The sequence below is a fragment of the Fluviicola sp. genome, assembly GCF_029266855.1.
Classification (GTDB): Bacteria; Bacteroidota; Bacteroidia; order Flavobacteriales_D; family Crocinitomicaceae; genus Fluviicola.
In genome coordinates this window covers 80,209-94,007 of sequence record NZ_JAQSWB010000002.1, presented here as the reverse complement: position 1 = coordinate 94,007, position 13,799 = coordinate 80,209, and the positions used below count along the sequence as shown (strand labels likewise).

Sequence of the window (13,799 nt, the reverse complement as noted above, 5' to 3'; positions counted from 1 at the left end):
ATTCGTTAAAAGGCTGCCAGGTAAAATGGCAGCCTTTTTTTATTGCAAATCGGGGATTTTGGGAAATCCCAATAACCCCATGCCCCAATATTGGGACAACGTTGAAAATCAACATATTACCACAACATTAAATTCTACACCTACTCAAACAAAGCACTCCATCACATGCATTTTTTTTGTACCTTGTAGTGCCAAATTAAACCTGATGAAAGAAAAGAAAGATTGGAATCCCCTAACTCCTGATGAAGAACGAATTATTGTTCGAAAAGGAACAGAATATCCCTTCACCGGTCAATACAACAAATGGGATGAACAAGGCATCTTCGTTTGCCGCCGGTGCGAAGCTCCACTATATAAAAGTTCTGACAAATTTGATTCCGGGTGCGGATGGCCTTCCTTTGATGATGAAATTCCCGGAAGCGTTAAACGTATTCCCGATCCGGACGGAAGACGGGTAGAAATTGTTTGTGCAAACTGCGACGGCCATTTGGGACATGTCTTTAACGGTGAACATTTCACTCCCAAAGACACTCGTCATTGTGTCAATTCATTAAGTATCCTGTTTAAGAAAGCCTGATTTCTTATTCAACTATATTACAGCTATAAACCGGGATTCCTTTTCCTTGGATGATCTGGTTCAATTGGATATGTGCAGCCAAAGCCAATTGGGAATAATTCTGAGATGCATTTCCAAAACTTGCGGCACTGGTAACCCACATCTTTTGAATCAACTCTTCTCCTGAGCTAACCGGACCAATTGCATTTACCACTGCTTTCACATTTAAAGCCCCCGCATGATACACGTGCATGGTAAGTAAACGAAACCAGATTGATTGCTCATCGACAGTTAGACCTGCACCTTCTGCAATACCTTTTGCCGAAGGAATACAAATCCGTTTTAGCAATTGGGAGGCAGCATAAGCTGACCGCATGAAATCCCTCCGCTCATCTACAGAACGATTAACAGTCAATCCCATGGAGCGGGCCACTGCCGGCATCAATTGAAACGGGCCATAAGCGCCAACCGATGATTTTTGCATTCTACCGGGACTTTCAATCAATAAAATAGATTGTGCATACCAGGGATCTACTCCAAACTGTTCGAAGGCAGAAACTCCTTTAGGCAAACTTTCAAAGACCAGGTCAAAACGATAGAAATCATTCTTCCCGGTAGTGACATTGATCCGTTCATCCGTATTCAAACCCAATAAAGTACGAACACTATCTTTAAATTCTGTTTTTTGAACTTCAGTTTGAGAATGCCAATCCTTGTTCGACATTTTTGCAATAATCTGCCGGGTAGATCCTACATTTACCAAAACAGAATCCGGGGAAAGAGTCATGATCTGCTGCCAAAATTTGGGATGCTGAAGTTGATCCCATTGTGCGGACTGAATTCCTGCAGATCCCATAATAATATGCTCAGAAGTACCTTCTGTAACAGCAATCATTTCTTTTTCCCATGTGGAATTTTGTGAGAAACCGATAAATGGAATACACGCAAGTATTGCAAGGAGAGTTTTGCGTTTCATGTCTTGTGGGTTTTGGGTGATGCAAATTAAGAAAAGAAGGTGAAAAAAGCAATAGATTTGTGAATTTTTCAAAAACGCTTTAATCCCTCACCATTTACATACGTTCTCAGGATCGCTTCCACTTCATCGATAGAAACCGGAAACCAGGGTTCTTTTGCTATTTTTCTCATGGTCAATCTTTCCTTGACAGAAAGTGTTCCATCTACAATCAAACCAAAAATCAATAAACGTGCAATCGTCTTATTTACTTCAGAATCCTCACCGAATAACTCATCCACCTTTACTTCACGATCGTATTTCAGATCGAGATCCGGAAAAATAAGCAACATCTCTTTCATGAATGAGTACAACGCGAAATTGTATTGTCTCTTTTGCTGGGCAATGAAATGAAATAATTTGTTTAGTTTTTCTTCGACACGAAGCAACTCTTCTTCCGAAAATTCATTCATAAAATCCTTGGTGGCAGCTGTTGCAACAATGCGCATTTGTGCCTCCTTCATCACTTGCCTGCTGCTCCATGCGTTCCAAAAAGCAAAAATCGGAACTCCAAGCAAATCGGTTACAATTCGTAAAGCATATCTTCCAAGTAAACGCCTCACTAGAAACTTCATCAAAACATTCGAAAGTGTTGCTTTTAATTTTGTTCCGATCAAAAGTGCGTAATAAGAAAACTTTGTGAGTCCGATATATGGATTAATTTCCAGGAGCTGCATGTGTTTGGCAGGCATTTCCAACCCGGCTTCCGTTAATAATGCTACCTGCTCCTGGTAATCAGTCTGGGAAACCGACGGGTATTTATAAATCTCACAAATTCGTCGCACGGCATAAATATTCAACATATTCAAAAGCCAGATTTCCGGGAAGATCATTGCAACGGCATATATCGTATAGTAAAGTTCAAAATCAAACTGATATCCGAAAAGATCAAAGCGCTGAGCATCGAGTAACCGGGTAAAATGAAAGGGGAAGATGACAATCAATACAGCAGCTGCACCAATCAACCCGGCAACCAGGTAAACTCGCAATTGCAAGTTTTTCAATTGCACTTTTTGAGTAGCATTCAGCGTATAACCATGCCTTTCATTGTTGCGAATACCTGCCGTTTTTTTACTCAAATAAGTATTTCCCAATCGAAATGCAATGCTCTTTTTTCGCTTCTTTTGAATTTCTTCCATAAGTATTGGCTAAAATTACGAAATATGTGTTCCATTCTTGCGTAACTTTGCCCGTAAGAAATCATGAAATACATCAGGCAGTTTTTTATTTCCCTATTGGTCATCCCTGTGAAAATCTATCAGTGGATCATCAGCCCCATTCTGCCGAATGCATGCAGATATGATCCTACCTGTTCTGCTTATATGATCGAAGCATTGAAAATTCACGGACCAATAAAAGGCTTGTGGCTCGGAACAAGAAGAATCAGTCGCTGCCATCCCTGGGGCGGACATGGGTATGATCCTGTTCCGGAGAAGAAATGTAACTGCAAGGAAGACTAAAACATTTTTTCAAAAAAAACACAAAAATATTTTCCGGATTCATTTATTTTAATTTACTTTGAATTTCAAAGTTCTTTTATGGAAAGTGAAAAATATTTAGCCCAGCTTCAGGAGATCCAATCAATGATGCAAAAATCCTCGAAGTTTTTGTCCTTGTCCGGAGTTTCGGGAATCCTTGCAGGAACCTATGCTTTGATTGGCGGTGGAATAGTTTACGCAATGAGGGACAATTTTGAGTTTCCTGTTCAGTTCAACTCCTTTGAATTTTTGTCTGTCACAATCATTGCTGTACTTGTGATGGTATTATCATTTATTACCGGTGTCATTTTTTCCATCCGAAAAGCAAAAAAGAAACAAGAACTTGTTTGGAATCAAATATCCAAGCTGTTCGTTATGAGCTTCATGGTCCCTTTGATTACCGGAGGTTTGTTTGCAATCATCCTGGTTTCAAAAAGAGAATTCGCGCTTGTTCCCCCTGTTACATTGTTGTTCTATGGAATCAGCCTGGTAAACGCCAGTCGTTATTCTTTCGAAACGTTGAGAAATTTAGGTTTTATTTTCATCATTTTAGGCTTGGCAAATAGTCTCTTTGTCGAATATGGTTTATACTTTTGGACCTTCGGTTTCGGAGTTTGCCACATTATATATGGCGCATTCATGTATCTGAAATACGATAAGAAGCAATGACAAGTATTATATCAGATATCAACAAAACATTTGATCATCGGATCAGGCTGGGAATCATGTCTATTTTGATGGTGAATGACACGGTGGATTTTAACCGACTGAAAGAACTGTTGGATGTGACGGACGGAAACCTGGCTTCGCATATCAAAGCCCTGGAACAATCGGAATATATTGACATTAAAAAGCAATTTATCGGCAAAAAACCCAATACGACTTATGAAGCAACTCTACTAGGAAAACAGACCTTTGCCAAGCATCTGGCCGCGCTTGAGCAATTAATCAAAACAAGCAAATAGCTATTTTTTTATTCATCTACTTTGAAATTCAAAGTTCTTTTAAATCTAACAAAATGGAAAATCAATCAGGAACAGCAGACAAACTGGAAACAAGCAATTTTATGAAGTTTCTCAATTCATCCTTCGGACGTTTTATCTTAATCGGGACAGTTACCATCATGCTTCTGATTCCACTGGCACGAGTAATATTTCTAATTGAAGAACGGAAAGAACGGGCGGAAAATATTAAGGAAGAAATACGCTCCGAATGGGGAAATGACTTTTTTTATAGTGGAATTGCGCTTCGTATCCCTTTCAAGGATGCCAAGAAAAAAGCCTCCTATCTCTTCTATTTCCCCGAAAAAGAAAGTAATAAGCTAAATGTACAGGTTAGCTCAAAAAAACGCGGAATCTACCACTTCCCGGTTTTCCAATGTTCGGTTTTCAGCAAAGCCAACTTTATTCCGGAACTAAACGACCCGAACCTGGATCTCGAACACGCACAAATCGGGTTACTTAGTGATCCGCGCTGCCGCATTTCAGATATCGGAAAACTTAAACTAAACGGAAAAGAACTGGAAATCGAAGAAGAGACTTATGCCAAATCCAATTCATCCAAATTATTCTATGCAACTGCTCCGTTCGCTATCGACAAATCAACCACCAAAATCAATGTCGACCTGAATTATTCTGTAAACGGATCCGGGAAAATTGTTCTTCAGGGTCACGCAAAAAAGAACCAGTTCACAATGACTTCCAATTGGACAAAACCGTCTTTTACAGGAAGCTCCCTGCCCGATCCAAATTCATTCAAACAGCAGAAAGGGTTCTCAAGTTCCTGGAAGATCATGAACATTGCCCAAAATCCAAAGCATGGGAATTTAGAACCGAATCGCTTTTCTTCAACTGATTTTGCAAGCGTCGAATTTTTGGAAAGTATTGATCATTATCAACTGAATGAACGGACAGTGAAATACGCTATCCTTGTCATCTTGCTAACATTCACCGTTTTCTACCTCATCGAATTAATTGGAAAAATGGTAATCCATCCGATTCACTACCTGATGGTTGGGCTTTCGCTGATTCTGTTCTATGCAATTCTGCTTTCTTTCTCTGAGCAATTCGGATTCGCATACTCTTACCTCACAGCAAGTATCGGAATCATATCATTATTAAGTTGGTATGCCTACTCCGTTCTTCGGTCGCTGAAGTTTTCGCTCACTGTTTTTATGGCAATTTCAATTCTTTACAGTTTCCTTTATGTGATTGTTAATCTTGAAACCTATGCCTTAATTGTAGGCAGCCTGGGATTATTTGTAGTTCTTGCCGCTATCATGAGCTTTACCAGACGATTGAAAGTTTGAGTTACACCAAAATCCCGGTCCTATAGATAGGGCCGGGATTTCGAAATCAAGTACGAGTTAGTTTTTAATCCATTTCTTGATTATTGTTTGAGAACCCGAAACGATGCGAATAGTATACATGCCCGCAATGAATTTTTCAGTATCAATAGCACCGCTGTAATTACCTGACTCTATTGTATAACCTTTCAAATCAGAAATTTCATAGGATGCAGATTCATTTAATCCGTTAATCGAAAACGAACTGGTTACCGGGTTGGGGTAAATGGAAAATGAATCGGAAGAAAGATTGGGAACTCCCAAGCTGGTAGTCAAATCCAGTAAGTAAGCATCATCAGATCCGTATCCATTAATAGTAATATCACCATTCGCAGCTCCTCCACTCAGCCCAAACGAAATTGTATAATCATTCGGTGAGTTCTCTATTAGATCAGTAACCCTATCGTAACCAGTTGCAGACCCGAATGAATAATTCCATTGGTAATTCCCTGCATCATCGAATCCCATAAACCAAATATCATGATCTCCGTTAACAGCTCTTGTAACCCAAGGATTCTCATCACTGTCACAAACGCCATAAGCAACGAATCCATTGCTTATTTTGGTAATTCCGGCATGAAAACTAGCCTGATCTGTTCCTCCAAAACATTGATCCGAAAGAATCAATAGGTTTTCATCCAATTTCAACAACCAGGCAGCATGATCTCCATATAAAACGGACTGCTTGTTCCCACTCACACCAGATGAGGAACTTCCAGCCAGGTAAATTGTATTTCCTATCTGGAGAGCTTGGTACAGGTAATCACCATCTGTTCCCCCGAAACCGTTTTGTTGAATTAATTGCCCGTCAGCCGGATTTATTTCAAGTACCCATGCATCCGTTATACCGTAATTCGGAGAGGTTTTAACTCCGGAAACTCCGGAATTAGATGCTGTTAACAATAACACATTCCCGTTCTGTAATGGACAAATCCCTGTTGGTACGGCAGAAATAACTCCTCCATCATTACCGGTTCCTCCATACGCTTGTTGCCAGATCTCGGTTCCGGAAGAATCAATTCCGATACACCAAACATCCGAACTTCCATAACTTGGGCTGTTCTTGGAACCAGAAACTCCTCCCCCTGAAATACCTGCAATAAAATAGTTTAGCGGGGAAATTGCAAGAATAGCTATGGGGTTATCATAACTGGATGATCCGAAGGACTTATCCCATATTTTAGTCCCGGAAGCATTCAATTTAAGTACCCAATAATCATTTGATCCAAAGTTTCCACTTGTTTTATTCCCACTAACTCCAGAAGCACTTGCCCCCAATATCAAAATATTCTCATCGGATAATTCAACAACCGAATAAGGGATGTCTTCTGAATTTCCACCGAACGATTTTTCCCAGCGAATGCTTTTGTCTGCATTCAAACGGACTACCCAAATATCATTCCCTCCAAAACTAGCCTGTGTTTTATCGTGATTGCTTCCATTTGATTTCAAGACCATTAGAAATCCGGAATCCTGGCATTTAATAGTTTTTATGAGATTATCTGAATCCGAAGAACCATAATGGTGTTGATCCGAAATTGTAAAATTTTGACCAAATCCGGTAGAATAGATCAAAAGGCAAAAGAGTAAAATTTTTTTCATGATTTTTAGATTTTTAAGATTGATTCATTAAATATGATTTACTCAAAAACCACACCAAAACACTCATAAATCACAAAAAATAGTTACTTATAACTATATGTTAAAAATCATTCAAATTTAAAATCCCCGGCTCTCATATTTATGGAAACCGGGATTTTTTCTGTTAATTTATTTTTATTTGGTGTAGGTATATTTACGTGATCTGGTAATATTGATCCCTAAGGAAACTCCATAGGTAGTTCCATATTTATTCATACTTGCATAAAAGTTCAAGGGAACATTCAAAGCTCCGGGGCGGAATGTTTTTCCAACTGCGAAAATGAAATTAGTAGAAAAGTAAGTTGCTCCCCTGGTATCAGGTCTTTTGAAATAATCCATACTCGCTGCGTCACTTACTCCCAAACTATAGAGCTCCTGGTAAGTCTTAAAACTTCCATCGTAATCTGTTGTTCCGGAGACAAGACGTTTCATTGTAAAAGAGGGACCCATGGCAATTTCCCAAGCCCCTTTTCCAAAGCGGACACCGTGCATAATCGCAAGTGAAGGAATTGGAGTTCCGTGTTCCATTCCCGCAACATTTCCTAAAAACTCGAACAAACCGCTAAACTTTTCGCTTCCTGCATATTGTACTTCCAATTGATATCCGATATTGAACAGAACAGGCATAGTCCCTACTCCTCCGTCCCGCTCATTCCGGGTAAAAAACTCTCCGTTCTCTCCTGTTGCTACAGCAAATCCAATCCGAGGACCGGAATTATTCATTTTCCCCAATCCTGCACTCGCTGTCGGACCATCTTTAAAGAACAAAGCTTTGTAAACCGTTAAGTCCACATCTGTTTTCAATAATTTATAGATCATAATATCAGTCATCCTGTTTAGTTCCCGGGGCTGATTTTCAAATTGCTCGATCTCGTTTTGCTCAATTTCACCGGTCTTCACATTGACAATTTTCATGGAAATAAGGATTCTGTCTCCCAAGCCCTCATAGCTGGCACTCATAGCAAAATCTGCACTCAATTGAGCCCCAACTTTTCCAAGGCATTCCTTTCCCATGCATTCTTTCATTTTATTGTCACCCAATTTCTCCGCTACATCATAACGGTCATTGACAACATACTTCTTAGAATTTACCAGGCTTTTGTATATCACAGAGCGGAGAATGTCTTCATTGGATGCGATGTTTCTTACTTCTATACCCGCAATCACCATAGAAGGCAACTGAGGTGTTTGTGCAAAGGAGTTGTATGCATATAAACCCAAACACATTAGAACTATTTTTTTCATGGTTTTCATTTTAAGTTTCAGGACAAATTTGCTAGGTATGCATAGGAATTAAAAACGGAATTCTGCACTTGATTTTTATGAGTTGCGATTTTCCGTACAGGTTTTTTAAATAAAACAATAGCTCAATCTTTTGTTCAGAAAATTAACACCCTGTTTTTACCATTCGTTATATCACGATATCATATTAAAAAAAACAAAAGGCTGCTACGCAATGTAACAGCCTTCTCTAAATTCAATTATTAATTCTTATTTCTCCAATACAATCGGAATATGCTGTGTTCCGATCTCTGTTAAAACACGAAGTGTATAAACACCTTTTGCCATGTTTCTCAAATCTACATCCTGTTTTACAGTTTTCAAACCATTTACTTCGTAAACAACCTGACCAAGTGCATTAAATACTTTAATCGCATTTAGATTCACTTCACCCGAATGAATAGTGATCGATCCTGTTGAGGGATTCGGATAAACCGAGATCAAATCCAATTCGTTTTCACCGATAGACGCACAAGCGTCAACCGTTACAGTTGTTTGAGCCGTACCGGAGCAACCATTCGCATTTGTATAGTTATAGCTTACCACAGTTGACCCTACCCCAAGAGTTCCCGGGTTAAACTGATTTCCGCTTACACCGGTTCCCGTATAGTTTCCTCCTGCCGGATTCCCCTGCGTGAATGTAAACGGACCATCTGTTGAACACAATGTCGGTACGCTGCTGAAAGTAACATTCGGATTTGAATTAACTGTTACAGAAATACTGTTCGATGCCGGTGAAGTACAAGCAGCAACTGTATTTGTAACAGTATAAGTTCCGGAAGAAGATACCGTGATCGAAGCTGCTGAGGATGAATTAGACCAAGTGTTCCCTGAGCCTGCAGAAGAAGTTAATGTAACCGAACCTCCCTGGCAGAAAGTCGTTGCTCCACCTGCTGAAATAGTTGGTGCTGCCGGAATGGCATTTACCGTAACATACCCCGTTTGATTCGATACGTTTGATCCGCCGGTATTTGTAGCGGTCAGAGAGACATTGTAAGTTCCTGCTGCAGCATATGTTACAACCTGGCTCGCAGAAGTGGATGTAGCAGGTGTTCCTCCTGGGAATGACCAGCTGTAAGAAGTAGGATTGTTCGTAGAAGTACTGGTGTAAGTAACGGATTGTCCTGCACAGACAGTAGTTCCCGTTGAACTGAATGACGCAACCGGTGCAGCTGGTGTTCCGCTTACTCCGGTAACATTAATATTATCTATGTACAAATTATTTCCGTTTCCTCCGTTATTCTTAAAAACGATCCAAACGGAACTGTTCCCAACAAACGGAGTCAAATCCACAGTCTCGGATCTCCATTGCGCTGTCGTTGGTGAAAAAGAAGACTGTGTTGCATTGGCAGTAGCTAAAGTTGTATTTGATTTCGAGTAAACTGTAGTAAAAGTATTCCCGCAATCAGTAGAAACCAATACATCTAATCCGTCGTAATAAGCTGCATTGTAAGGTGCATAAGCTACATCGAATACCAACTGGGCACTGGAATAAGCCGCTATATCAGCTTTAGGCAAGCGCATTTCATCAATTCCGGATTCCAGGTTATAATTATCAAATCTTAATGAATTGCCGGCAGTTGGCGCACGACCTACTGTTGAAGACCTCGTCCAGCTTCCTGTAGTAGCTCCCGGATCAATAATTGTCCATCCTGTTGGCGGGAATGTCGTTGACACAAACCCTTCGCTGATTGGCAAACTAACAGTTGTCGCTGAATAGACAGTAATATAATTGGTTTTCGATTTCGAATAACTTGCTCCGTTGGAAGTTGCTGTTACAGTTAAACTTGCATTATAAGTTCCCGTAGTAGAATATGTAACCGTTGGGCTCGCAGCCGTTGATGTTGCAGGTGTTCCACCCGGAAAAGTCCAGGAGTATGTTGCAATTCCCGTTGTCTGACTTGGTGTATATGTAACGGTTGTTCCCGTACACATCGTTGTTTGGTTTGCGTTAAAATCCAATGCACAAAGAGATGTTCCCGGGCCGCCGCCAACTAAGTTTAAGTTTGCAGTTGTCCAGATATTGTTTCTTCCACCTACGGAACTTATTATTGCTGCACGCATTCTGTCTACCTGGCCCTGTGTAAACATTTTGGTACAGTAAGAATAATCCATGTAATTTTGAACCTGATCTATCTGATCAAATCCCCAATATGCATTGTCGGTTGAACAGGAATTTTGGGTAAGCGTACATGATGTTGATCCTTGTGTTGCCGGCGTATCGTTTACGTTATCTGTACCAGCGCAACCTGCCGAACCGGGATTATTATTTGCCCCCCATACGTGAGATAAATTTAACCAGTGACCAACTTCATGCGTTAGCGTTCTGCTGTTCGTAGCATTCGAAGTTCCGATGGATCCGGTGTAATTTTCCAGAACAAAAATACCATTGTAATACATTTGTTCCTGAGCTGTCCCCCCGTTGTTCGGATTAAAGGTGTAACCGGCAGCTCCACCAATATCATTCGCTACGTAGATATTTAAGTAGCGGTTATGAGGCCAGATTCCCTGGTAAACATTATTTCCGCTAACGACTGCAGCTACTTGAACTTCGCCATCATCACCATTATTGGTTATCGCATTAACCGTTCTCGTAATACCGGAAAAGCATGCACCGTTTGGAGCTACGGTAGCAAAAACAAATTGAATCTCCACATCTGCAGCATCACCTTGAAAAGCACTTACAATTGTACTTGTATCAGTATTCAATTTTCGATAATCCCGATTTAGAATATTTAAAGCATCTTGTATTTGAGCATCCGAAATATTCTCCGAACCATTATTGTGAATAATGTGGAAAACAACAGGAATGGTATAAATAACTCCGGTTAATTTCTCAGTTCCGGTATTCGGCTTGAATTTTGTTCCCTGATTGGGCAAAGGATCTTTAAAAATCGTGGCAAAACGGGCCGGATCCTTTAGCTGCATTTCCTGCATGTGGTGATGCTGGCTGCATTTTTCAACTTCTTGAGGAGAGGCAAGCTGTTGATTTTTTGGTTGAAGACCCTGCGAAAAGGAAGTAAATCCGCACAACAAGGTCACAGAAAAGACGAGTTTTCTCATAAGCGTAGTTTAATTTTGAATATAGTTTTGTAGTTCTGGAGTGAAATTTAAATAAAAAATCGCTTCAATAATGGCATCCCGATCTCAATAAATTAAAAATGTGAATATCTTTTCCCGGAAAAAGGATTGATTATTATTTCACAAAAACACGTAAAACCTTGTGAAATTCAACTTAGCCGGGTTTTAAAAAAATTTTGAAAGAAGCCAAAATAAAAAGCACGAACCAGAGGTCCGTGCTGAATTATATATTTTAATCGATAATAAAAACGAATTACCTCAACTTCTCCAATGCTGCTTTCAGGTTAGAAATGACTCCATCCACATCTTCCAGTTTGCATGTACCGACAGAAAGTCTGTACCAACTTGAATCAGCAGAAGAACCGAAGGCGTAGAACGGTACAATAGCTACTTTGGCTTCATCGAGGATGTATTTTGTAACGTCCTGTGTTGTTTCCAATACGTTTCCGGATTCAGTTTTCAAACCATGTAACTGGAACTGAACGGTTAAGTAGATTGCTGCTTCCGGAGCAATTGCATCCACTTTGTGTCCAGCCGATTTCAAGGATTGAATTCCATTATAGAAACCAAGTAAACGTGCATTAATTTCCGACTTGATATGATTCAGATAAGTATCGTACTGGCTTAATTCATTTAAATACTTTGCAGTTGCGAGCTGCTCTGCTTTAGGAGCCCAGGCTCCTACGTGAGTTAAAATGGATTTGATCTTATTGATCACGAATTTCGGACCCATTGTCCACCCTACTCTTACTCCGGTTGCTGCCAGGGACTTTGAGATCCCGTCAACGAACAAAGTATATTCACGCATTTCAGGTCGAAGGGATACAGGATTGTAATGTTCAATTGTTCCGTGGGTTAATGGCCAGTAGATTTGGTCGTACATGACATACAAGGGTTTCACACCTGCAGATTCACGCTTTTTGTTTTCCGCGATAACCAAATCACAAATCTGTTCCAGATCCTCTTTCGTAAAAACAGTTCCGGTAGGATTCAGCGGTGAACACAATGCCAGTAAACTTGCTTCCGGAAGAAAGGGAGCAATCTCTTCGGCACGTGGCATAAAATTATTCTCAGGACTTGTCTCGATTAAAATCGGGCGTGCCTCATTCAAATAAGTATAATGGTTGTTATTCCAAGACGGAACAGGAAAAATAACTGCGTCTCCCGGATCAACAACAGCCTTGAAAATGGCATAGATCGCCGGTCGTGCACCACCTGTGATAACAATTTCGTCCGTTGCGTATTCCAAATCACCGCGCTTACTCAATAATTGAGAAACTGCCTGACGCAATTCCAACATTCCGTCTGCGGCAGGATAATTGGTTTGATCATCTTCATATGCTTCCTGGATGAATTGTTTTAATTCAGCTGGAATTGGAAAAACTTTCGAATTGAAATCTCCGATAGTTAAATTGTAAACCTTTTCACCCTGTTTGATCTTCTCATTAACTTCAGCCGCTAATTTGATGATCTCAGAACCGATGATATGTTCTGCCAATTTAGAAACACGAAGAGTCGAAAGTTCGTTTTTTGTATCCATGACTACTTTAAATTAGTGTGGCAAAAATATACACAATTGTTGGCAAACCTGAAACGAAAAATGAAATTACACAAAAAAGCCGGAGTGAAAGATTCCACCCCGGCCCATACTTTTTTGATTTTTTTGATCAGGCTTAATTCTTAATAAACTTGTCCTGAAGGATTGTTCCTTCTGCATTGATCTCAATCACATACGTCCCTTGTTTCAGAGAAGAAATATTCAATTGATTCTTGTTTTTCAAATTCTCTGACAATACCTGGCTTCCTGCCATGTCATAAATTACAACATTGAAATCTGTTGCCTTTGTTTGAATGGTAATCGTTTCGTTTGCCGGGTTCGGACCAAAAGTGATTGTTGAAGCTGTATTTTCTCCTAAACCTAGGCTTGGGTCAACAACTGTCACTTTTCCTGTCATCATAGCAGAATGAGGGTTGCAACGGTACATATAAATCCCTGGAACGTTGAAGCGCTTTCCAAATGTCCAGTTTGTTCCGATTGTCAACATGGAAAACGATTCCGGGTTCGCAGGATAAGTTGCCGTAGTCCCGTTCAAATTATGCGAACCTGCACCATTGTTTACCCATGTTACCGAATCTCCAAGATCAATAGTCAAATCATTTGGTGACCAGGATGCCGCCTGCGCGTCAATTTGATGGTTTGTTTGTCCGAAAGCTACCGGTGCCAAACACATCATAAATAATTGAGTAAATTTCTTCATAAGCTTACTGTTTTTAATTAATGGTTATATTATTAAATATTTATTTAAGAATATAACGCGTAATATTTAGAAAGGTTGGAAACCTAAATCAAAAATAATTCATTATTGCCTACTACAGGAACCGAATTTCGCTTTTCAACTTTTTAAA

12 protein-coding genes are annotated in these 13,799 nt (G+C 40.0%); 5 read left to right on the top strand and 7 right to left on the bottom strand.

Annotated features, from left to right (window positions below; translation table 11 throughout):
- Positions 1 to 205: 205 nt before the first annotated feature.
- Complete coding sequence (locus K0S23_RS05855; RefSeq protein WP_300355503.1) at positions 206 to 577, top strand: methionine-R-sulfoxide reductase; 372 nt, start codon at positions 206 to 208, stop codon at positions 575 to 577.
- 4 nt (positions 578 to 581) lie between these two features.
- Here K0S23_RS05855 and K0S23_RS05850 read toward each other — a convergent pair whose 3' ends face one another.
- Together K0S23_RS05850 and K0S23_RS05845 are read right to left on the bottom strand one after the other, a co-directional pair.
- Positions 582 to 1,532: a transglycosylase SLT domain-containing protein gene (locus K0S23_RS05850; RefSeq protein ID WP_300355502.1), complete on the bottom strand. Its 951-nt coding sequence runs from the start codon at positions 1,530 to 1,532 to the stop codon at positions 582 to 584.
- Between the two features lie 68 nt (positions 1,533 to 1,600).
- Entirely contained in the window at positions 1,601 to 2,707 is a 1,107-nt protein-coding gene (locus tag K0S23_RS05845; protein ID WP_300355501.1) for a hypothetical protein, read from the bottom strand.
- A gap of 63 nt (positions 2,708 to 2,770) precedes the next feature.
- Here K0S23_RS05845 and yidD point away from each other — a divergent pair, with 63 nt between their 5' ends.
- The 4 genes from yidD to creD all read left to right on the top strand — a co-directional run bounded on the left by yidD (position 2,771) and on the right by creD (position 5,354).
- Positions 2,771 to 3,028 carry a membrane protein insertion efficiency factor YidD gene (yidD, locus tag K0S23_RS05840; protein ID WP_300355500.1) on the top strand — a complete coding sequence of 86 codons (258 nt, stop codon included), beginning with the start codon at positions 2,771 to 2,773 and terminating at the stop codon, positions 3,026 to 3,028.
- A gap of 78 nt (positions 3,029 to 3,106) precedes the next feature.
- On the top strand, positions 3,107 to 3,715 hold the full coding sequence (locus K0S23_RS05835) for a hypothetical protein (protein WP_300355499.1): 609 nt from the start codon (positions 3,107 to 3,109) through the stop codon (positions 3,713 to 3,715).
- Positions 3,712 to 4,011: a transcriptional regulator gene (locus tag K0S23_RS05830; RefSeq protein ID WP_300355498.1), complete on the top strand. Its 300-nt coding sequence runs from the start codon at positions 3,712 to 3,714 to the stop codon at positions 4,009 to 4,011. Before K0S23_RS05835 ends, K0S23_RS05830 begins: the two co-directional genes overlap by 4 nt.
- 53 nt (positions 4,012 to 4,064) lie before the next feature.
- Positions 4,065 to 5,354 (top strand): cell envelope integrity protein CreD, encoded by a 1,290-nt coding sequence (gene creD, locus K0S23_RS05825; protein ID WP_300355497.1) that lies wholly within the window; start codon positions 4,065 to 4,067, stop codon positions 5,352 to 5,354.
- 57 nt (positions 5,355 to 5,411) lie between these two features.
- Here the strand turns inward: creD and K0S23_RS05820 are convergent, their stop codons facing one another.
- The 5 genes from K0S23_RS05820 to K0S23_RS05800 all read right to left on the bottom strand — a co-directional run bounded on the left by K0S23_RS05820 (position 5,412) and on the right by K0S23_RS05800 (position 13,651).
- Entirely contained in the window at positions 5,412 to 6,992 is a 1,581-nt protein-coding gene (locus tag K0S23_RS05820) for a T9SS type A sorting domain-containing protein (RefSeq protein WP_300355496.1), read from the bottom strand.
- A 174-nt stretch (positions 6,993 to 7,166) separates the two neighbouring features.
- Positions 7,167 to 8,276, bottom strand: coding sequence for a hypothetical protein (locus K0S23_RS05815; RefSeq protein WP_300355495.1), 1,110 nt, complete (start codon positions 8,274 to 8,276; stop codon positions 7,167 to 7,169).
- A 246-nt stretch (positions 8,277 to 8,522) separates the two neighbouring features.
- Positions 8,523 to 11,375 carry a M43 family zinc metalloprotease gene (locus tag K0S23_RS05810; protein WP_300355494.1) on the bottom strand — a complete coding sequence of 951 codons (2,853 nt, stop codon included), beginning with the start codon at positions 11,373 to 11,375 and terminating at the stop codon, positions 8,523 to 8,525.
- Between the two features lie 271 nt (positions 11,376 to 11,646).
- Positions 11,647 to 12,933 (bottom strand): aminotransferase class I/II-fold pyridoxal phosphate-dependent enzyme, encoded by a 1,287-nt coding sequence (locus K0S23_RS05805; RefSeq protein WP_300355493.1) that lies wholly within the window; start codon positions 12,931 to 12,933, stop codon positions 11,647 to 11,649.
- Positions 12,934 to 13,066: 133 nt separating this feature from the next.
- Positions 13,067 to 13,651 (bottom strand): T9SS type A sorting domain-containing protein, encoded by a 585-nt coding sequence (locus tag K0S23_RS05800; RefSeq protein ID WP_300355492.1) that lies wholly within the window; start codon positions 13,649 to 13,651, stop codon positions 13,067 to 13,069.
- Positions 13,652 to 13,799 lie beyond the last annotated feature (148 nt).

What these genes read in the sequence shown, in the direction of transcription:
- K0S23_RS05855 (WP_300355503.1), top strand. Translation starts at nt 206, where the DNA reads ATGAAAGAAAAGAAAGATTGGAATCCCCTAACTCCTGATGAAGAACGA.
- K0S23_RS05850 (WP_300355502.1), bottom strand. Translation starts at nt 1,532, where the DNA reads ATGAAACGCAAAACTCTCCTTGCAATACTTGCGTGTATTCCATTTATC.
- K0S23_RS05845 (WP_300355501.1), bottom strand. Translation starts at nt 2,707, where the DNA reads ATGGAAGAAATTCAAAAGAAGCGAAAAAAGAGCATTGCATTTCGATTG.
- yidD (WP_300355500.1), top strand. Translation starts at nt 2,771, where the DNA reads ATGAAATACATCAGGCAGTTTTTTATTTCCCTATTGGTCATCCCTGTG.
- K0S23_RS05835 (WP_300355499.1), top strand. Translation starts at nt 3,107, where the DNA reads ATGGAAAGTGAAAAATATTTAGCCCAGCTTCAGGAGATCCAATCAATG.
- K0S23_RS05830 (WP_300355498.1), top strand. Translation starts at nt 3,712, where the DNA reads ATGACAAGTATTATATCAGATATCAACAAAACATTTGATCATCGGATC.
- creD (WP_300355497.1), top strand. Translation starts at nt 4,065, where the DNA reads ATGGAAAATCAATCAGGAACAGCAGACAAACTGGAAACAAGCAATTTT.
- K0S23_RS05820 (WP_300355496.1), bottom strand. Translation starts at nt 6,992, where the DNA reads ATGAAAAAAATTTTACTCTTTTGCCTTTTGATCTATTCTACCGGATTT.
- K0S23_RS05815 (WP_300355495.1), bottom strand. Translation starts at nt 8,276, where the DNA reads ATGAAAAAAATAGTTCTAATGTGTTTGGGTTTATATGCATACAACTCC.
- K0S23_RS05810 (WP_300355494.1), bottom strand. Translation starts at nt 11,375, where the DNA reads ATGAGAAAACTCGTCTTTTCTGTGACCTTGTTGTGCGGATTTACTTCC.
- K0S23_RS05805 (WP_300355493.1), bottom strand. Translation starts at nt 12,933, where the DNA reads ATGGATACAAAAAACGAACTTTCGACTCTTCGTGTTTCTAAATTGGCA.
- K0S23_RS05800 (WP_300355492.1), bottom strand. Translation starts at nt 13,651, where the DNA reads ATGAAGAAATTTACTCAATTATTTATGATGTGTTTGGCACCGGTAGCT.